Origin of the sequence: Kitasatospora sp. NPDC096128 (assembly GCF_040303105.1) — a bacterium.
Lineage (GTDB): Bacteria > Actinomycetota > Actinomycetes > Streptomycetales > Streptomycetaceae > Kitasatospora.
In genome coordinates this window covers 533,938-558,011 of the sequence record NZ_JBEOSP010000001.1, presented here as the reverse complement: position 1 = coordinate 558,011, position 24,074 = coordinate 533,938, and the positions used below count along the sequence as shown (strand labels likewise).

Genomic DNA, 24,074 nt, shown 5'->3' with positions numbered 1-24,074 from the left:
GCCCGGGCGCAACCCCCAGGCGCCCCACGGATCCCCCACCGCACCGCCCCGAACGATACGGACGCACAACCATGGCTGGACCCGTTCTCGAAATGCGGTCGATCAGCAAATCGTTCCCCGGTGTCAAGGCGCTCTCCGAGGTCAACCTGACCGTGGCCGCCGGCGAGGTGCACGCCATCTGCGGTGAGAACGGCGCCGGCAAGTCCACCCTGATGAAGGTGCTCAGCGGGGTCTACCCGCACGGCGGGTACGAGGGCGAGATCCTCTTCGAGGGCGAGCCCTGCCGGTTCAAGGACATCCGGGCCAGCGAGCAGCGCGGCATCGTCATCATCCACCAGGAGCTCGCCCTGGTGCCGTACCTGTCCGTCGCCGAGAACATCTTCCTGGGCAACGAGCACGCCACCCGGGGCGTGATCAGCTGGCACCGGACGCTCACCCACGCCGCCGAACTGCTCCGGCAGGTCGGCCTGGAGGAGAGCCCGCACACCCGGATCGCCGACCTGGGCGTGGGCAAGCAGCAACTGGTCGAGATCGCCAAGGCGCTGGCCAAGAAGGTCAAGCTGCTCATCCTGGACGAGCCGACCGCCGCGCTGAACGACGAGGACAGCCGCAAGCTGCTCGACCTGATCCTGGAGCTCAAGGCGCAGGGCATCGCCTGCATCATCATCTCGCACAAGCTGAACGAGATCGCCCGGGTCGCGGACGCCGTCACCATCCTGCGCGACGGCCGGACCATCGAGACCATCGAGATCGGCCCGGAGGGCATCTCCGAGGACCGGATCATCCGCGGCATGGTCGGCCGTGACCTGGAGCACCGCTACCCCGAGCGCACCCCGGACATCGGCGAGGTCGCCTTCGAGATCGAGGACTGGACCGTCCGGCACCCGATCGACCAGCAGCGCACCGTGGTGGACAACGCCTCCCTGAACGTGCGACGCGGCGAGATCGTCGGCATCGCCGGCCTGATGGGTGCCGGCCGCACGGAGCTCGCGATGAGCGTCTTCGGCCGCTCGTACGGGCGTTGGAGCGGCGGGCGGGTGCTGCTGCACGGCCGGGAGATCCGCACCCGGACGGTGCCGGAGGCGATCGGGCACGGCATCGCGTACGTCACCGAGGACCGCAAGCACTTCGGCCTCAACCTGATCGACGACATCAGCCGGAACATCTCGCTGAGCGCGCTCGGCAAGGTCGCCCGGTACGGCCGGGTCGACCGGCACGAGGAGACCAAGGTCGCCGAGTCGTTCCGACGGACCATGAACATCAAGGCCCCGTCGGTGTTCACCCGGACCGGCACGCTCAGCGGTGGCAACCAGCAGAAGGTCGTCCTCAGCAAGTGGATCTTCTCCGAGCCCGAGGTGCTGATCCTCGACGAGCCCACCCGCGGCATCGACATCGGCGCCAAGGCGGAGATCTACACCGTGATCGCCGAACTGGCCGCCCAGGGCAAGGCCGTGCTCGTCATCTCCTCCGAACTCCCCGAACTCCTGGGCCTGTGCGACCGGATCTACACCATGACCGAAGGCCGGATCACCGGCGAGGTCGCCCGCGCCGACGCCACCCAGGAATCCCTCATGCGGCTCATGACCATGAGCACCGCGTCCACAAACGAGCAGGTGTAAGGCATGGCCCAGACCGAGATCACCCCGGACTCCGCCCAGAGCGGCCGCGAGCCCGACCGAAGCCCGTCCATCGGCACCGCCCTGGCCCGCGCGCTGCGCGGCAACGTACGCCAGTACGGCATGCTGGTCGCCCTCGCGCTGATCGTGCTGCTGTTCCAGATCTGGACCGACGGCATCCTGCTCCAGCCGCTCAACATCACCAACCTGATCCAGCAGAACGGCTACATCCTCATCCTGGCGATCGGCATGATGATCGTCATCATCGCCGGGCACATCGACCTCTCGGTCGGCTCACTCGCCGCCTTCGTCGGGGCCGCCGCCGCGGTGATGATGGTCGAGCACCACGTGTCGTGGCCCGTGGCGATGCTCATCGCACTGGTGATCGGCGCGCTCGCCGGCGCCTGGCAGGGGTTCTGGATCGCCTACCTCGGCATCCCGTCGTTCATCGTCACCCTGGCGGGCATGCTGCTGTTCCGCGGCGGCACCCAGATCGTGCTCCAGGGCCAGTCGGTGGCGCCGTTCCCCAAGGGCTTCCAGAGCATCAGCAGCGGCTTCCTCCCCGAGGTCGGCCCGCAGACGAACTACCACAACCTCACCCTGCTGCTCGGCCTCGCCGTGCTGGTCGTCGCGGTCCTCCAGGAGCTGCGCGGCCGGCGGCAGACCGCGTCGTACGGCCTGGAGGTGCTTCCGCTCGGGCTGTTCCTGGCCAAGCTCGCCGTGATCACGGCCGCCGTGCTGGTGTTCACCCTGCTGCTGGCCAGCTACCACGGCGTGCCGATCGTCCTGCTGATCCTCGGCGCCCTGCTGGTCGGCTTCGGCTACCTGATGCGCAACTCGATCATCGGCCGGCACACCTACGCCATCGGCGGCAACGAGCCGGCGGCCAAGCTGTCCGGGGTGAAGAGCAAGCGGGTCGTCTTCCTCGCCTTCACCAACATGGGCGTCCTCGCGGCCCTGGCCGGGCTGGTCTTCGCCGCCCGGCTCAACGCCGGCACCCCGCAGGCCGGCATCAACTTCGAGCTGGAGGCGATCGCCGCCGCCTTCATCGGCGGTGCCTCCGCCAGCGGCGGCGTGGGCACCGTGCTGGGCGCGATCATCGGCGGCCTGGTGCTCGGCGTGCTGAACAACGGCATGTCGCTGGTCGGGGTCGGCACCGACTACCAGCAGGTGATCAAGGGCCTGGTGCTGCTCGCAGCAGTGGGCTTCGACGTCTACAACAAGCGCCGGGCCGGTTCCTGACCCCGGCCGGGGGCTCGTGGGCCACAGGGCGGGCGCGGTGTTCTCCACACCGCGCCCGCCCTGCCACGTGTCCGTGACCCGGCGGGAACGGCGAGTCCCTGGACGACCCGTGGGTGCGGATCGCCCCGGTGCCGCCGAGGTGGTCGGCCGTCCGATGCGGTGGCCTCCCAGCGGATTGTCAGCGGGATCAGGTGCCCGGTGGACGGAGCTGTGACCCGGGCGTGGGGAATGCGGGAGGGATGCCCCTCGGGAGAGGGGCACTCCTCGGCGGGCGGTTCCGGGGTCAGTGGGCCAGCAGCACCAGGACGAGCACGACCAGGGCCGGCACGGTCTGCACGAAGAGGATCTTCCGGGAGGCAGTCACGGCGCCGAAGATGCCGGCGACCGCCACGCAGGAGGCGAAGAAGACCCGCACCTGGAACCCGACCGGGTCGGAGGCGAAGGCGCCCCAGAACAGCCCGGCCGCCAGGAAGCCGTTGTACAGGCCCTGGTTGGCGGCCATCGCCTTGGTCGAGACCGCGAACTCCTCGGTCGTCCCGAAGGAGGCCCGGGCCCGGGGAGTGGTCCAGAGGACCATCTCCAGGACCAGGATGTAGACGTGCAGGAGGGCGAGCGCGACAACCGCAATCACGGCAACTGTGGACATAGCGGGCATAGTACGCGTCGGCGCGGGCGCGATCAGGTGCAGCTGATGCGTGGACCGGCATTTTGTTCAGGCCCCTGCCCAACCGTCAAGCCCGGACGCGCTCGGAAGAATTCCCGACCGCGCGGCAACCTCTTCCGCACCGGCGGCAACTGACGGGTGACACCGAGGGGGAACGCCCACGGTGCCCCGAAAAAGAACCTGCGCCGGAGCGGCAACCTTCTCCGCCTCCGGCGACCACTGGTCAGCGCAACGTCGAGTCGACCCACCGGAACGGACTGGAATGAAGGCAACGAGGCACGCCGCCCCGCCGGGGAACCGCGGGCGTGGGCTGATCCTGGGCATACCGTTGGCGCTGGTGGCGATCGGCGCGCCGGCCCTCCTGGCCTTCGCGCTGCTGCCGGGCAGCGGGGGCGGCGGCGCCTCCGCCGAGCCGGCCGCCGCTTCCCTGGCCGCCACCCAGCCCAGCACGCGGCCCGACACCCCGGCCGCGGATCCCGCGCCCGCGACGGCGCCGCCGTCGGCCACCACCCCTCCGCCCTCGGCCGCCGCGACCCCCTCACCGTCGGCCACCACCCCCACGTCGAAGCCGTCGGCCACCACAGCCACCCCGCCCCCCTCCGCCGCCACCACCGGCAGCAGTGTCCGCAGCGCCCCGGCCGCGGCGGCCCTGGCCGGGCGGATCAAGCCCGGGGCGGGCTACCAGGGCGTCGCGACCTCCTACGACGCCGCCGACGGCAACGGCGCCTGCTCGTTCGGGCCCTCCGACGACATGATGATCGCGGCGATGAACTTCACCGACTACGAGACGTCCAGGGCGTGCGGGGCGTCCGTGCTCGTCCGCGCCGCCAACGGGGCGAGCGTCACGGTGCGGATCGTCAACGAGTGCCCCCTGCCCTGCGCCCCCGGGCAGCTCGACCTGAGCCACGAGGCCTTCGGCAAGCTCGCGGACCTCTCGGTGGGCCGTCTCCCGATCACCTGGACGCTGCTCAGCCCCGGCACGGCGCCGGGCGCGATGTCGATCCGGTACAAGCCCGGCTCCTCCCAGTGGTGGTGCGGGATCCAGGTGATCGGCCACCGGAACCCGGTGGCGGCCCTGGAGGTCCGGGCCGGAGGCGGCTGGCGGCAGCTGACCCGCACCGACTACAACTACTTCCTCTCCCCCGACGGCAGCGGGTGCGGCGGAGCGATCAGGGTCACCGACATCTACGGGGAGCAACTGACCCTCGATGCGCTCCCGGTGAAACCGGACGTCGTCCAGCCGACCCGCGTCCAGTTCGCCCGGCATTGACCACGCCGCTCGCCCGGCGGCCGGTGGTCGCCGGGCGGGGTGACCACCACCCCGCCCCGGATCGGAGCACTGCTAGGCTCATGCCGCTTGTTAACGATCACATTGCACGGAGAGGGCGATCACGGGGCATGCTCCTCGATGATGCGTTCAATGATGCGTCCGCGGAGTTCAACGACTTCTTCGAACGCCACTACGCCGAACTCGCCCGTCTCGCCCACCTCTTGACCGGCGAGACGGACGCGGCCGACGACATCGCCGCAGACGCGCTGGTCGCGCTCTGGCAACGCTGGGACCGGCTCCGCGCGGCCGACCATCCGCTGGCCTATGCCCGCGGGGTGGTCGCCAACATGGCCCGGGCCCGGATCCGCAGCGCGGTCCGCGAGCGGCGCCGCGTCCTGCTGTTCTGGTCCCGCACCCCGGAGAAGACCTCGGGGCCCGATGTCGCGGCCGTGCTCGATGTCCGCGCGGCGCTGGACCGGCTACCGTTCCGCAAGCGCGCCTGTGTGGTACTGCGCCACGCCCTCGACCTGTCGGAGAAGGACACCGCGGCGGCGCTCGGCATATCGGTCGGTACGGTGAAGAGTCAGACCTCGAAGGGAATGGCCGAGTTGCAACGCGCCCTCGGCGCAGGAGCAGTCGGCGAACTGGTGACAGGAAGGAGGAGCCGGTGAACGAGCACATCGCCCAACAGCTGCGCGAGGCCGCCGAGGCCCACCAGCCCGATCGTGCGAGGATGCTGGCCCGCGTCCAGCGCGGTGCGGCCGGTCCCGCCGGCCGCCACCGCACGCGCCCGGGCCTGAGGTCGTGGCCCAAGGCCGCGATCGCCGCCCTGGCCGCCGCCGGCATTCTGGCCACCGGCGGTCTCGCCATGGCGGGGATCGGCACGTTTCCGATTCAGTCGGAGCCCACCACCGCTCCGGCCACCCCCACGGACACCCCGACGCCGACCCGGTCGGAGCCCCCGGCCACCACCGCCCCGGCACCGGCCCGGATCCCTCCCACCGCCGCCCCGACCAGCCCGCACCCGACCCCGACCCCGACCCCGACTCCGTCGGCCACCAGCCGCGCCCAGAACGGGTCGCTCTGGTCGGAGGGGTCGATCGACCCGCACAGCACCGTCTACTGGGGCCAGGACAACCTCCTCCTCAGGACTACCCAGCAGCTCACCTCGCTCACCGTCGAGCTGCGCGTCGCCCAGACCGGCGACGTACGGGACACCGGCAACTGGCGGACCCTGCCGCCCGACGACTTCACCGTCACCGTCCAGGAGTCCGGCGGCGCCCTGGTCTACCGCTGGGTCCTCAAGCCCGGACGCACGGTACCGGCGGGACAGCACGAGTTCGCCTGCCAGTTCAACCACGCCACCGGCGTGCGCCCGGCCGGCGGCGACGGCTACCGCGTCGACGCCCAGTCGACGGGCGGCGCCGCGTCCGTCTGGGGAGGCTTCACCCCGGGCCGGTGAGGGCCCCGCAAGCCGACCGGCTCGCACCGGTCCGTCTTCGAACTCCCGCCCCGAAAGGCGGAGTTCGAAGACGGACCGCACGGAAACCCGACGCCGGACACGACCGGGGCGCCCGCTCCACCGAGCGGGCGCCCTGACCGGTGACGGCCGTCGGATCAGGCGCCGACCAGCGCCTTCTCGTCGACCGGGGATCCCGGAGCCACCGGGGCGGCGTCCTTGCGCATCCCCTTGAGCAGCACGACCACTGCCGTGGTGACCACCGTGCCCGCCACGACCGCGAGCAGGTAGAGGAACGGGCTGCCGATCAGCGGGAGCACCCAGATCCCCCCGTGCGGGGCGCGCAGGGTGGAGCCGAAGGCCATCACCAGGCCGCCGGCGGTCATGCTGCCGACGATGTTCGCCGGGATCACCCGCAGCGGGTCCGCGGCCGCGAACGGGATCGCGCCCTCGGTGATGAACGAGGCGCCGAGCACCCAGGCCGCCTTGCCGTTCTCCCGCTCCTCGGGGGTGAACAGCCGCCGCCGGACGACGGTGGCCAGGGCCATGCCCAGCGGCGGGGTCATGCCGGCGGCCATCACCGCGGCCATCACCTTGAGGCTGCCCGCGTCCGGGGTGGTGCCCGCGGTGGTGAGCGCACCGGCGGCGAAGGTGTAGGCGACCTTGTTGAGCGGCCCGCCCATGTCGAAGGCCATCATCGCGCCGAGCAGTACGCCGAGCAGGATCGCGTTGGAGCCGGAGAGGCCGTTCAGCCAGTCGGTCAGGCCGTTCATCGCCGAGGCGATCGGCGAGCCGACCAGCACGAACATCAGGAAGCCGACCACCGCCACCGACAGCAGCGGGATCACCACCACCGGCATGATGCCCTTGATCGCGCGCGGCACGTTCCAGCGGATCATCCACAGCACCAGGAAGCCCGCCGCCAGGCCCGACACGATGCCGCCGAGGAAGCCCGCGCCGACCGCCACCGAGACGGCGCCGCCCGCGATGCCGGCGGCCAGTGCCGCCCGGTCCGCGATCGCCCAGGCGATGTACCCGGAGAGGATCGGGACCAGGAAGCCGAAGGAGGTCTTGCCGGTCTGGAACAGCATCGCCGCCCAGCTGTGCGAGGAGGTCCAGTCGAAATGGCCCAGTACGGACGGCGCGGAGGCGATCCGGTAGCCGCCGATGGCGAAGGCGAGGGCGATCAGCAGACCGCCCGCCGCGACGAACGGGATCATGTAACTGACGCCCGTCATCAGGTACTTGCGCAGCCGCTGGGCCCAGTGCTCGCCCGTCTGCGCACTCGCCGCGGTGACCGGGGCGGCGCTCGCTCCGTTGCCGGCCCGGGCGACCAGCCCGGCGGCCTGGGCGATCAGGTCGTCGGCGCGGTTGACGGCGGCCTTCACGCCCACGTCGACGGTCGGCTTGCCGGCGAAGCGGGCGCGGTCCCGGACCTCGACGTCGTGGGCGAAGATCACCGCATCGGCGGCCGCGATCACCTCGGGGGCCAGCACCGTCGTCCCGGCCGACCCCTGGGTCTCGACCCGGATCCCCACGCCCGCCCGGGCGGCGGCCAGTTCGAGGGCCTTGGCCGCCATGTAGGTGTGGGCGATGCCGGTCGGGCAGGAGGTCACCGCGACCAGCCGCAGCCCGCCGCCGGGCGCTTCCGAGGCAACAGCCGGGTCCGGCTCAGGGGCGGCGGCCGCCACCGGAGCGACGGCCGGCACTTCCTCCCCGTTGACCAGGGCCGCGACCGCGGCCGGGCTCTCGGCCTCGCGCAGCGCGCCGGTGAAGGCCGGATCCATCAGCCGACCGGCCAGCGCGGCCAGGATCTGCAGGTGGGTGTCGTCCGCACCGGCCGGTGCCGCGATCATGAAGATCAGGTCGGCGGGCCGGCCGTCCGGGGCGTCGAAGTCCACGCCCCTGGTGCTGCGCCCGAAGGCCAGGCTCGGCCGGGTCACGTGGGGTGATCTGCAGTGCGGGATGCCGATCCCGTCTCCCATCCCGGTCGGCGCCTGGGCCTCCCGGGCGGCCACGTCGGCGAGGAAGCCGTCGAGGTCGGTGACCCGGCCCTCGGCGACCAGCCGCTGGGCGAGGGCGCGGAGAGCCTCGCTCTTGTCCGCGGGGGCGAGGTGGAGATCAACGAGTGCGGGTGTGATCAGTCCGCTGGTGTCGCTCATCGTGTCGATCCTTCGACTGGTGCCTGACAGTGTTCCCTTGCCCCCGGGATCGGTCGCCGTTCCGTCCCACACGGTCGGGCGGGGTGCCTCCGGCAGGAGGCCGTTCTCAACCGCGCAGCGGTCGTTCGAGCGGGATGTCCGCCGTCACGACCACGGCGGCCGGGTCCAGATCGGCCGGGGTCGGCATGACGCTCCCCGGCAGTTGTACGGCGGCGGCGCCGTGCGCCAGGGCCGCCGCCAGTGCCCCGGGGCCGGTGCCACCGGCTCCGAGGAAGCCCGCGAGCGAGGCGTCGCCCGCTCCCACGTCGCTGCGGACGGCGGCGACCGGTGCGCTGCCGAACCAGCTGCCCTCCTCGGCGATCAGCAGCATCCCGTCCGCGCCGAGGCTGGCGAGGACCTGCTGGGCGCCGCGCTCGCGCAGTTCCCCGGCCGCGCGCACGGCGTCGCCGACGGTGGCGACCGGGCGGCCCACGGCCTCGGCGAGTTCCTCCCGGTTCGGCTTGACCACGTCGGGGCGGGCCGAGAGCGCGGCGAGCAGGGCGGGGCCGGAGGTGTCCAGGGCGATCCGGGCGCCGCCGGAGTGCACCTGGGCGACCAACTCGGCGTACCAGCCGGGCCGGAGGCCGCGCGGCAGGCTGCCGCAGCAGGCCAGCCAGTCCACGCCGTTCCCGGTGCCCCGTCCGGTCTGCTGGGTGTCGCGGACGAGGGCCAGCAGCGCGGCCGACTCGGCGGCGCTGAGCTCGGGGCCCATCGCGTTGATCTTGGTGAGGCCGCCGCCGTCCTCGGCGATCGAGACGTTGATCCGGGTGTCGCCCGCGATGGTGACCGCCGCGACGTCGATGCCCTGGCGGCGCAGCAGGTCGCAGAGCAGTCCGCCGGAGAGGCCGCCCAGCGGCAGCACGGCGGTGGTGCGGTGGCCCGCGGCGGTGAGCGCGCGGGAGACGTTGACGCCCTTGCCGCCGGGGTCGAGCCGGTCCTGCCCGGCCCGGTTGACCTCGCCGAGGACGAGCGTTTCCAGCTCGTAGGTGCGGTCGAGGCTGGGGTTGGGGGTGATGGTGACGATCATGCGCGGATGACTTCCGGTCCGTGGTTCTCGATCTGGGCGGCCTGCTCGTCGGTCAGCCCGGTGTCCGTGACCAGGACGTCGACCTGGTCCAGCGAGCCGAACCGGGCGAAGTGGCGGGCGCCGTACTTGGTGGAATCGGCCACCAGGACGACGCGTCGCGCACCCGCGAGCATGGCCCGCTTGACGGCGGCCTCGGCGAGGTCCGGCGTCGACAGCCCGCCCTCCGGGGAGAAGCCGTTGGTGGCGACCACCGCGACGTCCGCGTGGATGTCGGCCAGGTCGCGCAGCGCCCAGGCGTCGACGGCCGCCTGGGTGCGGTGGCGCAGCCGGCCACCGACGAGGTGGAGGGCGAGCGAGGGGTGGTCGGCCAGCCGGGCCGCGACCGGGAGGGCGTTGGTGACGACGGTGAGGGCGCAGTCCAGGGGCAGCAGTCCGGCCAGCCGGGAGACGGTGGTCCCGGCGTCCAGGATCACGCTGCCCTCGTCGGGCAGCAGGGCCAGGGCCGCCTTGGCGATGCGCTCCTTCTCGGCCGCGGCCCGGGAGTCCCGTTCGGCCAGGCCGGGTTCCAGGTGCAGTGCGCCGACGGGCAGTGCGCCGCCGTGCACCCGGTGCAGCAGACCGGCCCGGTCCAAGGCGCTCAGGTCACGCCGGATGGTCTCCTGGGTGACACCGAAGTCCTCGGCCAGCGTCGGCACGTCCACCCGGCCCTGTTCCTGGGCGAGGTGGAGGATCTGTTGCTGCCGCTCGGGTGCGTACATGTGGGAATGGGTCCGTTTCATGTCCGTTTACGCCTGGTGGAGCCCGAGCGTACGCGCTTCGGACGGAAAAGCAAGAGCTTGTTCCACCACGCATCCGCCCTTCGCCCACCCTTCGCCCGCTCCTCGTCCGCTCCTCGTCCACTCCATGGGCAGATGCCCGAATGTGTTGACATCCCTGCACGATCGGGCGTAGAACCAACCGAAACAACGTCTTAACAGACGCGAAACCACAGACTGCCTGGTCCCGCGACCGCCCCCGTACCGCGCGGACCAGGCACCCACCACGGTGGCCAGCGCTGCCCCCTCCGCGCGCGGGCCACCGTGGCCCACCCTCCCGCCGGCCCGGCTCCCACCCGGGTCGGCGATCACCTCCTCCCCTCCGATCCCTCTCCCTCAAGGACTCCCATGCACTCGACCCAGGTCACCGTCGGCTCCAGCAGCGGTCTGCACGCCCGCCCCGCCTCGCTGTTCGTCCAGGCCGCCGCCGCCCGACAGCCGGTCAAGGTCACCGTCGGCCGCCCGGGCCAGGCCCCGGTCGACGCCCGGAGCCTGCTGTCCGTCCTCGCCCTGGCCGCCCGCTCCGGCGAGGTCCTGGAGCTCACCGCCTCCGGCGACGGGGCCGAGGACGCGCTCCAGGCGCTCGCCCAGCTGCTCGCCTCCGACCTCGACGCAGCGGCATGACCGTCCCGATCCGCGGGATCGGCGTCGGCACCGGCAGCGCGGCAGGCCCGGTCGCCCGGATGGCTCCCCCAGCCCCGCTGCCCGCGCCGAGGGCGGTCGCCGACCCGACGGCCGAGTCGGCCGCGGTCCGCGCCGCCCTCGGCGCGGTCGTCACCGACCTGGAACAGCGCGCCGCCCGGGCGAGCGGCACCGGCGCCGAGGTGCTGGCGGCCCAGGCCATGATGGCCGCCGACCCGGTCCTCGCCGAGCGGGCCGCCGAGCTCGCCGAGCAGGGCGCCGACGGCGCCCACGCGCTCAGCACCGCCTTCGACGGCTTCCGCGCCGCCCTGACCGCCGCCGGCGGCTACTTCGCGGAGCGCGCCCCCGACCTGGACGACCTGCGCGACCGCGCGGTGGCCCGCCTGCTCGGCCTGCCCGTGCCCGGCCTGCCCGACCCCGGGCACCCGTATGTCCTGGTCGCCGACGACCTGGCACCGGCCGACACCGCGCTGCTCGACCCCGAACGGGTCCTGGCCCTCGTCACCGTCCGCGGCGGGCCGACCAGCCACACGGCCATCCTCGCCAAGGCGCTCGGTGTGCCCGCCGTGGTCGGCTGCACCGACGCCATGGCGCTGGCGGACGGCCGGCTGGTCCTGGTGCACGGCGCGGACGGCGTGGTCGAGCCCGACCCGAGTCCGGAAGCGGTCGAGCGGGCCGCCGCGCGCGAGCGCCGGCACCGCGAGCGGCTGGCCGGTTTCCGAGGACCGGGCCGGACGGCGGACGGCCACCCGGTCGCGCTGCTGGTCAACCTCGGTGCCCCGCACGAGCTGGCCGGCGCGGCCGCCGTCGACGCCGAGGGGGTGGGCCTGTTCCGTACCGAGTTCCTCTTCCTGGACCGCGCCGAGGCGCCGGGCCGCGCCGAACAGGCCGCCGCCTACCGGCAGGTCTTCGCGGCCTTCGCCGGCCGCCGGGTCGTCGTCCGCACCCTGGACGCGGGTGCGGACAAGCCGCTGCCCTTCGCCACCTCCGCCGACGAGGAGAACCCCGCCCTGGGCGTCCGCGGACTGCGGACGGCCGCCCGCGATCCGCACCTGCTGGAGACCCAGCTCGCCGCGATCGCCGAGGCCGCGCGGGACAGCACCGCGCAGGTCTGGGTGATGGCCCCGATGGTGTCGATCCCGCGCGAGGCCGCCGAGTTCGCCGACCGGGTCCGCGCGCACGGCCTGCCGACGGCCGGCGCGATGATCGAGGTCCCGGCAGCCGCCCTGCGGGCCGACCGGCTGGCCGAGTCCTGCGACTTCTTCAGCGTGGGCACCAACGACCTGGCCCAGTACGCCTTCGCGGCCGACCGGACGCTCGGCGCCCTCGCCGAGCTGCTCGACCCGTGGCAGCCCGCGCTGCTCGAACTGGTCGCCACCGCCGCCGCCTCGGCGGCCGAGCACGGCCGTCCGATCGGCGTCTGCGGCGAGGCCGCCGCCGACCCGGCACTCGCCCTGGTCCTGGTCGGCCTCGGGATCACCAGCCTGTCCGCCGCTCCCGCCGCGCTCCCCGAGCTGCGGGCGGCGTTGGCCACCCACACCCTCGCGCGCTGCCGCGAACTCGCCGAGCTGGCCCTGCTCGCCGACGACGCCGACACCGCGCGCGGCAGGGTGCTGTCGGGGATGTCCGGACGCTGAACCGCTTCTGCTCGGCGCCGGGCGGGAGCCCGCCCGGCGCCGAGCAGAGGACAGAGGGCTTCGGCCGACACCCGAGCGCTCGGGCGGTCGGTCGCTCGGGCGCTCGGGCGCTCGGTCGCTCGGGCGTCCGACAGGCCTCCGAGGACCTGCGGATTCGCATGTGTCAACGTTCACATCGCAAACGGTTCACCGGTTGCCCGCATTCCGCCTCGCCAGTTCATGGACCATCACCAGTCGGCCGAACTGATTCACGGACCGTTCACCACGAACCGGAACTCGCCCCCGCCCGCAGCCGTCAGAATTGACAACGGTTCAACAAATTCCCAAGACAGTCCCACGGGCGGGGAAAGGAACAGCAATGTCCTTGGTCAGGAGGGTGATCGGCGCCGCGGCCGTGGCCCTCGTGGCCGCGTTGGGCCTGCTGGTGCTGTCCCAGTCCGCATCCGCCCTCACCCGCGAGGAGCGCTGCCCCCGGGTCGCCGCGGAGGCGAAGCTCGTCGAGGAGGCGGTGGTCCCCAAGTGCCCGACCGGCCTCGGCTGGACGCGCCACCGGAACATTGAAGTACCGCGGCACCAAAGGGAGTTGCACCCGGCCCTGGCCGACGAGCCCGCCGCCGACGGCGACCCGTCGCCGACCCGCGCCCCCGCCCCTCGGCACGGGGCGCCCAGACAGCCCAGAGCGGCGGTCCTCCAGGTGTTCCGCTGCTGATCGGCGCCGACCGCGCGCGCCCGCTCACCGACGGTGGCGACACCCCCGACGGGTGACCCACCGCCCCCACATCCCGGCAGCCCACGACGGCCCACGGCAGTGCTTCCGCCTGCCGCCACCGCCGCCGCGCTCCGCGCTGCGCCCGTACCGAGCGAGCGTGCACGGTCCCGAAGTCACCGTTCCCGTACGACTTCCGAAGGGCCCGAGGCACCGACATGCAAGGATTCATCGACCACGCCCGCACCTTCCACCACCGAGCCGCGCAGGCCGCCGACGCCTACGGGCGACTGGCGGCGGGCCAGAACCCGCAGGCGCTGTTCATCGCCTGCTCCGACTCCCGCATCATCCCCTCCGCCGTCACCGGCGCCCGGCCCGGGGACCTCTTCGAGATGCGGACCGCCGGCAACATCGTCCCGCCGCACCGCCCGTCCGCCCCCTCGGCCGAGGCCGCGACCATCGAGTACGCGGTCGAGGTCCTGGGCGTCGCGGACATCGTGGTGTGCGGCCACTCCCACTGCGGCGCCGTGGGCGCCGTCGTACGGGGCGAGGACCTCACCGGCGTGCCCGCGGTGCGCGACTGGCTCGCCGACGGCACCGCACTGACGCCCGTCGGCGAGCCGAGCCACGACCTTGCCGCCCCCGTGCAACGCCACGTGCTGGACCAGCTGGCGAAGCTGCGCACGCACCCGAGCGTGGCACGGCGCGTCGACGAGGGCCTGCTCGGCCTGCACGGCTGGTTCTACGAGGTGCACACCGGCGCCGTCCTCACCCACCGCCCCGGCGGCGACGTCTTCCTGCCGCTGTGACCCAGCGGCCGACCACCCCCGAACTCCCCCGGATGAGGGCTCCCATGCGCTTTCCCGCACTCAAGTACGACCTGACCGCTTCGCTCGTCGTGTTCCTCGTCGCCCTGCCGCTGTGCGTGGGCGTCGCGGTCGCCTCCGGCGTGCCCGCCGAACTCGGCCTGATCACCGGCATCGTCGGCGGCCTCGTCGTCGGCGCACTGCCCGGCAGCAGTCTCCAGGTCAGCGGCCCCGCGGCCGGGCTGACCGTGCTGGTCGCCGAGACCGTGCAACGGTTCGGCCTGCCCGCCCTCGGCCTGGTGGTCGCCGCCACCGGCCTGCTCCAGCTGCTGCTCGGCGCGCTGCGCTGGGGCCGCTGGTTCCGCGCGATCTCCGTCGCCGTCGTCGAGGGCATGCTGGCCGGCATCGGCCTGGTCATCATCGCCGGCCAGCTCTACGCGATGGCCGACCGGTCGGCGCCCGCGAACGGGATCGACAAGCTCCTCGGCCTTCCCGGCCTCCTCGCCCAGCTCGTCTCCTCGCCCGCCGCCCGCTACACCTTCGCCATCGGCGCCGGCACCATCGCCGTGATCGTGCTGTGGCAACGGCTCCCCGCCAGGGTCCGGGTCGTCCCGGGCGCCCTGGTGGCCGTGCTCCTCGCCACCGGTGCCGTCCAGCTGCTCCACCGCCCGGTGAAGAAGGTCGAGGTCAAGGGCCTCCTGGACGCCGTCCAGCCGCCCGGCACCGGGGTGTTCGAACAGCTCACCCCGGCCCTGCTCGTGACGGTCGTGGCCTTCACCCTCGTCGCCTCGGCCGAGAGCCTGTTCAGCGCGGCGGCCGTCGACCGCCTCCACGACGGACCGCGCACCGACTACGACAAGGAGCTCATGGCCCAAGGGGCGGGCAACGCGCTCTGCGGCGCCCTCGGCGCCCTGCCGATGACCGCGGTCATCGTCCGCAGCGCCGCCAACGTCCAGGCCGGCGCCCGGACCAAGGCCTCCCGCGTGCTGCACGGCGTGTGGCTGCTGCTCTTCGCCGCCCTGCTCCCGGCGGCACTCGGCGTCATCCCCGTCGCCGCGCTCGCCGGTGTGCTGGTGCACGCCGGGTTCAAGCTGCTGCCGTTCAAGCAGTTCGGGCCGCTGTGGCGCGAGCACCGCCCGGAGTCGCTCGTCCTCGCGGCTACCGCGGTGGCCATCGTCACGGTCAACATGTTCGAGGGCGTGCTGATCGGCCTGGGCCTGTCGATCGTCAAGAGCGCGTGGGAGACGTCCCGCCTGCACGTGGAGTCGGAGGAGCGGACCGACGGCGTCGTCCGGGTCCGCCTGACCGGCAACGCCACCTTCCTCCGGCTGCCCAAGCTCCTGGACACCCTCGAAGCGCTGCCGGCCGACCGCGTCGTGGAGCTGGACCTCTCCGGGCTCCGCCACCTCGACCACGCCTGCCAGTCCGCGCTGACCACCTGGACCGAGCGCCACAACGCCCGGGCCCCGGAGGCCGTACGGCTGATCCCCGCACCGGCCTGACGCCGGGGCAGCGCAGAACGCGCCGCCGCACCGGAACTCCGGTGCGGCGACGCGTCGTTCGGCTCGTTCGCCGTGCTCTGCCGTGCTCTCCGTCAGGCGACGGGCGCGCCGCTTCCCGCCAGCACCTCGGGCCGCAGCAGGGCGGCGAGCCGCTCGGCCGGGAGCAGCCCCTTCTCCAGGACGAGTTCGGCCACGCCCCGGCCGCTGGCGAGGGCCTCCTTGGCGATGTCGGTGGCGGCCGTGTACCCGATGTGCGGGTTGAGGGCGGTCACCAGGCCGATGGAGTTCTCGACGGTCGCGCGCAGCACCTCGGTGTTGGCGGTGATGCCGACCACGCACCGCTCGGCGAGAGTGAGGCAGGCGGCGCGCAGATGAGTGATCGACTCCGACAGCGAGTGCAGGATGATCGGCTCGAACGCGTTGAGCTGGAGCTGCCCGGCCTCGGCGGCCATGGTGACGGCGACGTCGTTGCCGATCACCTCGAAGGCGACCTGGTTGACGACCTCGGGGATCACCGGGTTCACCTTGCCGGGCATGATGCTCGAACCGGCCTGCACCGGCGGCAGGTTGATCTCGCCGAGGCCCGCGCGCGGCCCCGAGGAGAGCAGCCGCAGGTCGTTGCAGCTCTTCGAGAGCTTGACGGCGATGCGCTTGAGCACCCCGGACATCTGGACGAACGCCCCGCAGTCCTGGGTGGCCTCGACCAGGTTGGCCGCCGTGACGAGGGGCAGCCCGGTGAGCTCGGCGAGGTGGCGGCGGGCGGACTCGGCGTACCCGGCGGGGGCGTTGAGGCCGGTGCCGATCGCGGTGGCGCCGAGGTTGATCTCCAGGATCAGCTGGACGGCCTCCGCGAGCCGGCTGCGGTCCTCGTCGAGCATGACCGCGAACGTCGAGAACTCCTGCCCGAGCGTCATCGGCACCGCGTCCTGCAGCTGGGTGCGGCCCATCTTCAGGACGTCGCGGAACTCGACGGCCTTGCGGGCGAAGGCGTCCTGGAGGACGGCCATCGCGTCGAGCAGGCCGCGCACGGCGAAGACGGTCGCGATCCGGACCGCCGTCGGGTAGACGTCGTTGGTGGACTGGCCCAGGTTGACGTGCTCGTTGGGGTGCAGGTGCCGGTACTCGCCCTTCGCGTGTCCCAGCAGCTCCAGCGCCCGGTTGGCGACGACCTCGTTGGCGTTCATGTTGGTCGAGGTGCCGGCGCCGCCCTGGATGACGTCCACGACGAACTGCTCGTGCAGCCCGCCGCCCCGGATCTCGCGGCAGGCGGCGACGATCGCGGCCGCCTTCTCGGGCTCCAGCAGGCCGAGTTCCTCGTTGGCGAGGGCGGCGGCCTCCTTCACGGCGGCCAGGGCGTCGATCAGGTGGGGGTAGGTGGAGATGGGCGTGCCCGTGATCGGGAAGTTCTCGGTGGCGCGCAGCGTGTGGACGCCCCAGTAGGCGTCGGCGGGGACGTCGCGGTCTCCGAGCAGGTCGTGTTCACTGCGGGTGGCGGCGGTCATGGGTATGCGGTCCTCTTCATTCTGGGGTTCTTACCGGCGTTCTTCCTGGGGTCCTACCGGCGTGCGCGGGTCGGATCGGGGGCTCCGAGCAGGGCCGACGGGTCGAGCGCCGCCACCGGCCGGACGCCACCGACGGGCCGACCGCCGCCGGTCGCCGGCTCGCCCGCGAAACCGGTGAGCAGCCGCGGTTCGACTCCCGCCAGGGCCAGCGCGGCCGCCGTCACCGGGACGCGCGCCCGGTTCGCCCCGTCGGCGATCTTCACGGCCACGGCGCGGCCGTCCGGCAGCGCGGCGACCTGCACGCCCTCGAAGCCGTCCTTGGCCAGCAGCCCGGGCACCGCGCGCATCAGCGCGGCCGTGTCCCGTCCCGCACCGGAGGCCATCTCCGGGTGGCTGCGCAGCGCGTCCGCCACCCGGAACTCGGGCGTCCCGGGCGAGCCAGCGGCGATGCGGGCGACGGCGCGGGCGAGGCCGTGCAGCGAGACGGCGAACAGCGGGGTGCCGCAGCCGTCGACGCTGACCCGGGCGATGCGCTGACCGGTGAGTTCCCCGACGACCCCGGCGATCACCCGCTGGAGCGGGTGGGTGGGATCGTCGTAGTCCGCCAGTGGCCAGCCGTTGAGCTTGCAGAGGTAGAGCATCGCGGCGTGCTTGCCCGAGCAGTTCTGGGCGAGCCGGGAGGGCGGGCGGCCCTCCCGGACCCAGTCGTCGCGGACCGCCGGGTCGTACGGAAGGTCCGGGACGTTGCGCAGGTCGTCCTCGGAGAGGCCGGCGAGGTCCAGGATCCGCCGGGCACCGGCGAGGTGGCGTTCCTCGCCGGAGTGGCTGCCCATCGCGAGGGAGAGGAGTTCACCGTCGAGCGGCAGCCCCGCCCGCACCATGGCGACGGCCTGGACCGGTTTGAGGGCCGATCGCGGGTAGCAGGCGGCCTCGATGTCGCCGAGCCGGAACCGGACCTCACCGCCGCCGTCGCCTTCTCCGTCGCCTTCTCCGTCGCCGCCGAGGACGACGACGGAGCCGTAGTGGATGCCCTCGACCACGTCGCCGCGGATCACGTGGGCGACGGGCTCGTGGCGGGGCTCGCGGATCGCGGGCGCGTCCGCGAGGGGACTGCTGAACATGAGACTGCCTCGATCGGTGGTGGGTGTGCCGACGGCCTGCGGGGGGGGGAGGGAGCCGGGGCGGCCCTCCCCGGGCCGCCGGCGGATTCAGCGGATTCGGTCCTCGGCCCCGGCGGCGACGCGCGCGACCCGGCCGCGGATCGCGTACCAGCCCGCGACCAGCACCCCGGCGATCAGCGGCAGGCACAGCACGGTGGTGCGCCCGGCGCCGCCGTCGGCGTACATGAGGACCAGGACGGAGAGCAGGAAGGCCAGCGTCACGAGCTCGGTCCACGGCGAGCCGGGCAGGCGGTAGCCGGGCCGGGTCAGTTCGCCGGACCGGGTCTTCCGCCAGAAGAGGAGGTGGCAGACCATGATCATGCCCCAGGTGGCGAGGATGCCGATCGCCGCGAAGTTCAGCACGATCTCGAACGCGTCGGCGGGGACCACGAAGTTGAGGCCGACACCGAGGACGCACATGCCGCTGGTCAGCAGGATGCCGCCGTACGGCACCTGGGTACGGCTCATCCGGGCGGTGAACCGGGGGGCCGAGCCGCTCACGGCCATCGAGCGCAGGATGCGGCCGGTGGAGTAGAGGCCGGAGTTGAGCGAGGACATGGCCGCGGTGAGGACGACCAGGTTCATCACACTGCCGGCCGCCGGGACGCCGATGTGGGACAGCACGGTCACGAACGGGCTCTGGCCGGAGCTGTACCTGTTCCAGGGCAGCAGCATCGACAGCAGGACGACCGAGCCGACGTAGAACAGGCCCACCCGCCACATGATCGAGTTGATCGCCTTCGGCATGATCTTCTCGGGGTTCTCGGTCTCCCCGGCCGTGACGCCGACGAGCTCCACCGAGGCGTAGGCGAAGACGACGCCCTGGATGATCAGCAGCATCGGCATCAGGCCGTTGGGGAAGATCCCGCCGTTGTCGGTGATGAGGGACGGGCCGGGGACGGCGCCGTCGACCGGGTGCCGGGTGACCAGCAGGAAGATCGCGATGCCCATGAAGACCAGCAGCGCGCCGACCTTGACGATGGCGAACCAGAACTCCAGTTCACCGAAGATCCGCACCGAGATGAGGTTCACCGTCAGCACCACGGCCAGGGCTATGAGCGCGATCACCCACTGCGGGATGTCGGAGAACAGGTGCCAGTAGTGGGTGTAGGTGGCGACGGCGGTGATGTCCGCGATGCCGGTGGTCGCCCAGTTGAGGAAGTACATCCAGCCCGCGGTGTACGCGCCCTTCTCCCCCAGGAACTCCCGGGCGTAGGAGACGAATGCGCCCGAGGACGGGCGGTACAGGACGAGTTCGCCGAGCGCGCGCACGACGAGGAAGGCGAAGACGCCGCAGACCGCGTACGCGACGAACAGGGAGGGCCCGGCGTCGGCGAGCCGCCCGCCCGCGCCGAGGAACAGGCCGGTGCCGATGGCACCGCCGATGGCGATCATGTTGACGTGCCGGGGCTGCAAGGACTTGCTGTAGCCGGCGTCACCGGCGTCGACGTGCCGGGTCGTGGGGGTGGTGGGGGTCGTGGGGCGCTTCTCGTCTTCGAGGAACTGCTCGCTCACGCCTCGGCTCTGCCTTCCGTGGGGGTGTGTGTGCGCCCGGGGCGCACGATGTCGGTGAGGGTCGCCTCGACGCGGTGGAGGTGGTGCGACATCGCCGCGACCGCGTCGGGCTCGGAACCGTCGACCAGCGCCTCGACGATCGCCCGGTGCTCGCAGTTGGACTGCTCGCGTCGATCGCCCAGCTCGTTGAGGAATGCCGACTGACGCGCCAGTGCGTCACGGATCTCCTCGATGACCCGGCGGAAGACGGGGTTGCGGGAGGCCTCGGCCACCGCCAGGTGGAAGACGGTGTCCAGTGCGACCCACGCGGTGGTGTCGGTCTCCCGCTCCATCCGGTCGAGCAGGTGGGCCAGGTGGTCGAGGTCCTCCGGGGTGCGGCGCAGCGCCGCGTACCCGGCGACCGGGATCTCGACGTGCCGGCGCACCTCCAGGAGGTCGCTGGCCGCGTAGTCGCCGAACGTGGGGTCCTCGACCGTGTTCGCCACGACGAAGGTTCCCTTGCCGGTCTTCGAGACCGTCAGGCCCATCGCCTGGAGGGCCCGGAGCGCCTCTCGCAGCACGGGCCGGCTGACTTCCAGCGTGCGGCACAGCTCCGCTTCGGAGGGGAGCTTGTCCCCCACCACGTACTCGCCGCGCTCGATCGCGCTGCGCAGGTGGCCGAACACTGCTTCCATCGCGCTCACGCGCCGGGGGGCCGACCCTGCTGTCTGGCTGTCTGACAGGTTCACGGGCTGATCCTGGGGGCTGCGACCGAGCGGTGTCAAGGGGTCAGCGCCGACGGGACGGCAAGCGCTGTCGCCCGGACGGCGTGCGCCCCCCGCTCGCCCACCCGGCCCGGACCGGCGCCGGACCGCGCGGTGGCACCGGACCGCGCGGCGGCCACCAGGGCGTACACCACCGCCGAATCGAAGGCCATCTCCGGGTGCCACTGCACGCCGACGGCGAAGCGGTGCCGGGTGCTCTCCACCGCCTCCACCGTGCCGTCCGCGGCGTGGGCGGCCACGACCAGACCTGCCCCGAGCTGCCCAACCGCTTGGTGGTGGTGTGTGGCGACCTGCCTCGTTCCCGGCAGGAGCGCCCCGACCCGGGTGCGCGGGACGGTGGTGACGGCGTGCGAGCCGAAGTGGCCCGGGTGCACGTTGTGACCGTCGTGCCCCACCCTGTCGGGCAGGTGCTGGACCAATGTCCCGCCCGCGTGCACGTTCATCAACTGCATTCCCCGGCAGACCCCGAGCACCGGGATGTCCCGCGCGAGACCGGCGGCCAGGACGGCCAGTTCCCACCGGTCGCGTTCCCGGACCGGGGCACCCGAGCACGGGTGCGGTTGCGCTCCGTAGAGTGCGGGATCGAGGTCCTCGCCGCCGGCGAGGACGAGCGCGTCCAGTCGCGCGACGACCTCGGCCGCGGCCTCGGGAGCGTCCGGCGCCAGCAGGACCGCGCGGCCGCCTGCGGCCTGCACGGCGCTGGCGTACGCCGCGGGCAGGAGCACCGCGGGCAACTCCCACTCCGCCCACTGGGCGTCGGTGAGGTAGGTGGTGAGTCCGACAAGCGGCTTGGGCATACCACTTCCTTTCAGGGCCTGGGAGTTGACCGTCGACGGCCGTCTCCCCCGGCAGAGCGCCCGGCCGCCGCGCGGACGGACGGACTGCCGGAGGAGGGGGTGCACGGCACTACGGGCGCACGGACGCGCCCGGCGACGGGGGAACGGGTTCACTGCGGACCCGGGAGCGGACACTCAGGCATCCGGCACTTGCGTACCGGGCCGCGAGCAAGAATCCTGCTGCCATTCACCCTTAAGTACAAGAAAAGACGTCTTCGCGACAGATAAGTGAGTCTTAACTCCGTGCAGAGCCTCGACCCCCGCCTGCTCGCCACCCTCGAAGCCGTCGTCCGCCACGGCTCCTTCAACGCCGCCGCACGCGAACTCGGCTACAGCGCGCCCGCCGTCTCGCAACAGGTCGCCGAGCTCGAACGCCGCACGGGCCTCAGAGTGCTGGAGCGCCGACCCGTGCGCGCCACCCCGGCGGGCGAGGTCCTCCTCGACGCCGAACAGCGCGTCCGGAGCGCGCTGGCGGCGGCGTCGGTGGAACTCGACGCCATGCGCGCGGGCACGGCCGGAAGGATCCGGCTCGGTGCCTTCGCCTCCGCCGCCACCGTCATCGTCCCGCAGGCGCTCGCAGAGCTCCACACGACGTACCCCGACGTGCAGGTCAGCCTCTCCCAACTGGAACCCGACGCGAGCTACAACCGGCTCAGGCGCGGGGACATGGACCTGGCCCTCAGCTACGACTACGACTTCATCCCCCTGCCGGCGCCACGGACACTGCGCCGGACACTGGTCGCACGGGACCCGGTCGTCGCGGTGGTCCCGGCCGACCACCACCTCGCCGACCGGGACGTCATCGACCTGGCGACCCTCGCCTCCGAGACGTGGATAGCAGCCCCGGAGGCGGCGCTGCGCCTGGAACTGCTCGCCCAGATGGCCAAGACACCGGGCTTCCAGGCCCGCCTGGACTACGAGGGCGACGACTTCAACACCGTGCTCGGCTTCGTGGCCGCCGGCCTGTGCGTCGCCGTCATGCCCCAGCTGGCCCTCCCCCGCGGCAGCACCCGGGTCGTGGCGCGTCCCCTGGCCGACCCGGAGCTGACGCGCTTCATCTACGCCGTCCGCATCGACACCCGGCACTCCCCGCGTGCCCTGTTGGCCTTGGAGCAGATGCTCGCCGCACAGGCGCTGGCCGCCCTGTCCTGAGGCGCACCCCACGTCCCACCCCTGCGAGCGGACCCGCGCCCCGCGGGTCCGCTCACCGCTCCGACTGGACGCTCTGGTCGGCCGTGAGCCGCTCCCGCCATTCGGCCACCGCGCCGGGGGACATCGCCGCCAGCCGGGCGATCGCCTCGTCGTCCCGTCCGTCGGTCCAGCTCAGGACCCGGGTCAGGATGGTGTTCCGGACCAGTCGGATCTCCTTGAGCAGCTCCTCCAGGCGTTTCAGCTCCTCCCCGGTGGCGGCGAGCGTGTCGTCCACCGCCACCCGCTCCTCGGCCCGCAGCTGCCGCAGGTAGGCCGGCAGGCCGGTGAGGACCACGCCCTCGTCCGCCGCAGCGCCGCGGAACTTCTCGGCGAGGTGGTCCAACACGCAGTCGGTGGCGTCGGCGAGACTCGCCCCCGCGACCTTGGCGGCTTCCCAGCTGCTCCGCCCGGCGTCGCTGCTTTCGAGCCAGAGCCGGGCCTCGACCGGGGTGCGCTCCCCGCAGGCGGCCGCCCGATAGGCGTACAGGGCCGCACGGTGGCCGTAGAAGGTGTATCCCTCCTCGATCCCGACCTCCGCCGGAGCACACATCCGTCCCGGCACGCCGGCGTAGCCGGAATCGGGCTCGTAGGCGGCGTACGCGTCCAGCTCGGCGTCGGTGGCCGTCGCCCAAGCCGGGTCGCACAGCTCCGGATTCCGGGCGAGGAAGTCCGCCACCTCGACCCGCCATCCGGGGACCCGGCTCATGCGGGGTCCGGCCCAGGCCACCGCTCCCGTCCCGTCCAGCGCGTAACGGCAGCCCTCTTCGAGATCGGTCCAGGCCGTCGCAGCCTCGGCGGACCATTCCAGGTCCGCGGTCGGGCCCACGCGGTGCAGCGAGCCGATCACCCGCTGGACCACGGGCAGGATCCGCCGAGCCAGTGCGTAGAGCTCCTGCGCGGTGAAGAACCGCCAGGTGCAGGCGCCCTGTTCGTCGACGGCCCGGTGGGCGAGCGGGAGCGAGAAGACCGCCGGGGACGGCAGGGCGCCGTCGCCCAGTTCGGGTCGGCGGTGGCCCGGGAACCGGGGGGCGGCATCCCCGTCCTGCGTTCGCCAGTCGGTGTCCCCGAACCAGACGGCACCGGTGCCGGCGTCGACAGCCAGCCACTGCTGATAGCCGTTACCCGGACCGAACCGCTCCTGGTAGTGCTCGGCCTGCCGGTCGTGCCATACGTATTCCGCCGGGGGCGGGCTGAGTTGGACGGCGACAAAGCCTTCCTGAGGGGTGTAACCGACCACGACGTGCGCGGTCGGCTTGCTGTACTCGGTCCCGGACATGCGGCTCCCTCCCGTGCCGGACCGTGACTGATCCGCCACTTTACGACACTGAGCCTGCCCTGCCAGAGCCATCCCGATCAAATCCGATCACATGCGGTCTTGTCGCCCACGCAAGTCCGCACACGACCGGACTCGACGAGACTGCAGCGATCACAACAGCCGGATCCCCCTCGCCAACGAGCAGGTGGCGACCTGGGCTTGACACCGCGTCGCCCCACCCCGCAAGATCGCCCCGTCGACCTG

General features: G+C 72.7%; 21 protein-coding genes. 11 read left to right on the top strand and 10 right to left on the bottom strand.

Annotation, left to right across the window (positions count from 1 at the left end; translation table 11 throughout):
* Positions 1-71 precede the first annotated feature (71 nt).
* On the top strand, positions 72-1,619 hold the full coding sequence (mmsA, locus tag ABTY61_RS02470; protein ID WP_350503023.1) for a multiple monosaccharide ABC transporter ATP-binding protein: 1,548 nt from the start codon (positions 72-74) through the stop codon (positions 1,617-1,619).
* A 3-nt stretch (positions 1,620-1,622) separates the two neighbouring features.
* A complete protein-coding gene (gene mmsB / locus ABTY61_RS02465) occupies positions 1,623-2,858 on the top strand; it encodes a multiple monosaccharide ABC transporter permease (protein WP_350503022.1) in 1,236 nt (411 codons plus the stop codon).
* Positions 2,859-3,141: 283 nt separating this feature from the next.
* Here the strand turns inward: mmsB and ABTY61_RS02460 are convergent, their stop codons facing one another.
* On the bottom strand, positions 3,142-3,504 hold the full coding sequence (locus ABTY61_RS02460) for a DUF1304 domain-containing protein (protein WP_350503021.1): 363 nt from the start codon (positions 3,502-3,504) through the stop codon (positions 3,142-3,144).
* A 280-nt stretch (positions 3,505-3,784) separates the two neighbouring features.
* Here ABTY61_RS02460 and ABTY61_RS02455 point away from each other — a divergent pair, with 280 nt between their 5' ends.
* The 3 genes from ABTY61_RS02455 to ABTY61_RS02445 all read left to right on the top strand — a co-directional run bounded on the left by ABTY61_RS02455 (position 3,785) and on the right by ABTY61_RS02445 (position 6,254).
* Complete coding sequence (locus ABTY61_RS02455; protein WP_502895186.1) at positions 3,785-4,792, top strand: expansin EXLX1 family cellulose-binding protein; 1,008 nt, start codon at positions 3,785-3,787, stop codon at positions 4,790-4,792.
* A 128-nt stretch (positions 4,793-4,920) separates the two neighbouring features.
* The gene (locus ABTY61_RS02450) at positions 4,921-5,463 is read left to right on the top strand and encodes a SigE family RNA polymerase sigma factor (RefSeq protein ID WP_350503019.1); all 543 of its coding nucleotides are present in this window, start codon (positions 4,921-4,923) and stop codon (positions 5,461-5,463) included.
* Complete coding sequence (locus ABTY61_RS02445; protein ID WP_350503018.1) at positions 5,460-6,254, top strand: hypothetical protein; 795 nt, start codon at positions 5,460-5,462, stop codon at positions 6,252-6,254. The genes ABTY61_RS02450 and ABTY61_RS02445 overlap by 4 nt, the downstream gene beginning before the upstream one ends.
* 155 nt (positions 6,255-6,409) lie before the next feature.
* Here ABTY61_RS02445 and ABTY61_RS02440 read toward each other — a convergent pair whose 3' ends face one another.
* The 3 genes from ABTY61_RS02440 to ABTY61_RS02430 form a co-directional block, all read right to left on the bottom strand.
* Entirely contained in the window at positions 6,410-8,413 is a 2,004-nt protein-coding gene (locus ABTY61_RS02440; RefSeq protein WP_350503017.1) for a PTS fructose transporter subunit IIABC, read from the bottom strand.
* A 106-nt stretch (positions 8,414-8,519) separates the two neighbouring features.
* Complete coding sequence (pfkB, locus tag ABTY61_RS02435) at positions 8,520-9,479, bottom strand: 1-phosphofructokinase (RefSeq protein ID WP_350503016.1); 960 nt, start codon at positions 9,477-9,479, stop codon at positions 8,520-8,522.
* Complete coding sequence (locus ABTY61_RS02430) at positions 9,476-10,237, bottom strand: DeoR/GlpR family DNA-binding transcription regulator (protein WP_350503015.1); 762 nt, start codon at positions 10,235-10,237, stop codon at positions 9,476-9,478. The genes pfkB and ABTY61_RS02430 overlap by 4 nt, the downstream gene beginning before the upstream one ends.
* A gap of 405 nt (positions 10,238-10,642) precedes the next feature.
* On the opposite strand from ABTY61_RS02430, the gene ABTY61_RS02425 reads away from it, so the two are divergent.
* The 5 genes from ABTY61_RS02425 to ABTY61_RS02405 all read left to right on the top strand — a co-directional run bounded on the left by ABTY61_RS02425 (position 10,643) and on the right by ABTY61_RS02405 (position 15,587).
* Entirely contained in the window at positions 10,643-10,918 is a 276-nt protein-coding gene (locus ABTY61_RS02425) for an HPr family phosphocarrier protein (protein WP_350503014.1), read from the top strand.
* Positions 10,915-12,573: a phosphoenolpyruvate--protein phosphotransferase gene (gene ptsP / locus ABTY61_RS02420; RefSeq protein ID WP_350503013.1), complete on the top strand. Its 1,659-nt coding sequence runs from the start codon at positions 10,915-10,917 to the stop codon at positions 12,571-12,573. Before ABTY61_RS02425 ends, ptsP begins: the two co-directional genes overlap by 4 nt.
* A 358-nt stretch (positions 12,574-12,931) precedes the next feature.
* Complete coding sequence (locus tag ABTY61_RS02415) at positions 12,932-13,282, top strand: hypothetical protein (RefSeq protein ID WP_350503012.1); 351 nt, start codon at positions 12,932-12,934, stop codon at positions 13,280-13,282.
* 215 nt (positions 13,283-13,497) lie between these two features.
* Complete coding sequence (locus ABTY61_RS02410) at positions 13,498-14,088, top strand: carbonic anhydrase (RefSeq protein ID WP_350503011.1); 591 nt, start codon at positions 13,498-13,500, stop codon at positions 14,086-14,088.
* 44 nt (positions 14,089-14,132) lie between these two features.
* Positions 14,133-15,587 (top strand): SulP family inorganic anion transporter, encoded by a 1,455-nt coding sequence (locus ABTY61_RS02405; RefSeq protein WP_350503010.1) that lies wholly within the window; start codon positions 14,133-14,135, stop codon positions 15,585-15,587.
* A gap of 92 nt (positions 15,588-15,679) precedes the next feature.
* On the opposite strand, the gene aspA is transcribed toward ABTY61_RS02405, so the two are convergent.
* From aspA to ABTY61_RS02380, 5 genes are all read right to left on the bottom strand, one after another.
* Positions 15,680-17,089 (bottom strand): aspartate ammonia-lyase, encoded by a 1,410-nt coding sequence (gene aspA / locus ABTY61_RS02400; protein WP_350503009.1) that lies wholly within the window; start codon positions 17,087-17,089, stop codon positions 15,680-15,682.
* Positions 17,090-17,142: 53 nt separating this feature from the next.
* Positions 17,143-18,210, bottom strand: a complete 1,068-nt coding sequence (locus ABTY61_RS02395) for an asparaginase (protein ID WP_350503008.1) — start codon at positions 18,208-18,210, stop codon at positions 17,143-17,145.
* A gap of 87 nt (positions 18,211-18,297) precedes the next feature.
* Entirely contained in the window at positions 18,298-19,764 is a 1,467-nt protein-coding gene (locus ABTY61_RS02390; protein WP_350503007.1) for an amino acid permease, read from the bottom strand.
* The gene (locus ABTY61_RS02385; RefSeq protein ID WP_350503006.1) at positions 19,761-20,438 is read right to left on the bottom strand and encodes a FadR/GntR family transcriptional regulator; all 678 of its coding nucleotides are present in this window, start codon (positions 20,436-20,438) and stop codon (positions 19,761-19,763) included. The genes ABTY61_RS02390 and ABTY61_RS02385 overlap by 4 nt, the downstream gene beginning before the upstream one ends.
* Positions 20,439-20,524: 86 nt before the next feature.
* Positions 20,525-21,325, bottom strand: coding sequence for a gamma-glutamyl-gamma-aminobutyrate hydrolase family protein (locus ABTY61_RS02380; RefSeq protein WP_350503005.1), 801 nt, complete (start codon positions 21,323-21,325; stop codon positions 20,525-20,527).
* A 282-nt stretch (positions 21,326-21,607) separates the two neighbouring features.
* Here ABTY61_RS02380 and ABTY61_RS02375 point away from each other — a divergent pair, with 282 nt between their 5' ends.
* Positions 21,608-22,516 carry a LysR substrate-binding domain-containing protein gene (locus ABTY61_RS02375; RefSeq protein WP_350503004.1) on the top strand — a complete coding sequence of 303 codons (909 nt, stop codon included), beginning with the start codon at positions 21,608-21,610 and terminating at the stop codon, positions 22,514-22,516.
* Between the two features lie 52 nt (positions 22,517-22,568).
* On the opposite strand, the gene ABTY61_RS02370 is transcribed toward ABTY61_RS02375, so the two are convergent.
* A complete protein-coding gene (locus ABTY61_RS02370) occupies positions 22,569-23,831 on the bottom strand; it encodes a hypothetical protein (protein WP_350503003.1) in 1,263 nt (420 codons plus the stop codon).
* Positions 23,832-24,074 lie beyond the last annotated feature (243 nt).

Coding starts and splice junctions, on each gene's coding strand:
- ABTY61_RS02385 (WP_350503006.1), bottom strand. CDS start 20,438: ATGGAAGCAGTGTTCGGCCACCTGCGCAGCGCGATCGAGCGCGGCGAG.
- ABTY61_RS02380 (WP_350503005.1), bottom strand. CDS start 21,325: ATGCCCAAGCCGCTTGTCGGACTCACCACCTACCTCACCGACGCCCAG.
- ABTY61_RS02460 (WP_350503021.1), bottom strand. CDS start 3,504: ATGTCCACAGTTGCCGTGATTGCGGTTGTCGCGCTCGCCCTCCTGCAC.
- pfkB (WP_350503016.1), bottom strand. CDS start 9,479: ATGATCGTCACCATCACCCCCAACCCCAGCCTCGACCGCACCTACGAG.
- mmsB (WP_350503022.1), top strand. CDS start 1,623: ATGGCCCAGACCGAGATCACCCCGGACTCCGCCCAGAGCGGCCGCGAG.
- ABTY61_RS02415 (WP_350503012.1), top strand. CDS start 12,932: ATGTCCTTGGTCAGGAGGGTGATCGGCGCCGCGGCCGTGGCCCTCGTG.
- ptsP (WP_350503013.1), top strand. CDS start 10,915: ATGACCGTCCCGATCCGCGGGATCGGCGTCGGCACCGGCAGCGCGGCA.
- aspA (WP_350503009.1), bottom strand. CDS start 17,089: ATGACCGCCGCCACCCGCAGTGAACACGACCTGCTCGGAGACCGCGAC.
- ABTY61_RS02440 (WP_350503017.1), bottom strand. CDS start 8,413: ATGAGCGACACCAGCGGACTGATCACACCCGCACTCGTTGATCTCCAC.
- mmsA (WP_350503023.1), top strand. CDS start 72: ATGGCTGGACCCGTTCTCGAAATGCGGTCGATCAGCAAATCGTTCCCC.
- ABTY61_RS02405 (WP_350503010.1), top strand. CDS start 14,133: ATGCGCTTTCCCGCACTCAAGTACGACCTGACCGCTTCGCTCGTCGTG.
- ABTY61_RS02430 (WP_350503015.1), bottom strand. CDS start 10,237: ATGTACGCACCCGAGCGGCAGCAACAGATCCTCCACCTCGCCCAGGAA.
- ABTY61_RS02450 (WP_350503019.1), top strand. CDS start 4,921: ATGCTCCTCGATGATGCGTTCAATGATGCGTCCGCGGAGTTCAACGAC.
- ABTY61_RS02425 (WP_350503014.1), top strand. CDS start 10,643: ATGCACTCGACCCAGGTCACCGTCGGCTCCAGCAGCGGTCTGCACGCC.
- ABTY61_RS02455 (WP_502895186.1), top strand. CDS start 3,785: ATGAAGGCAACGAGGCACGCCGCCCCGCCGGGGAACCGCGGGCGTGGG.
- ABTY61_RS02395 (WP_350503008.1), bottom strand. CDS start 18,210: ATGTTCAGCAGTCCCCTCGCGGACGCGCCCGCGATCCGCGAGCCCCGC.
- ABTY61_RS02410 (WP_350503011.1), top strand. CDS start 13,498: ATGCAAGGATTCATCGACCACGCCCGCACCTTCCACCACCGAGCCGCG.
- ABTY61_RS02370 (WP_350503003.1), bottom strand. CDS start 23,831: ATGTCCGGGACCGAGTACAGCAAGCCGACCGCGCACGTCGTGGTCGGT.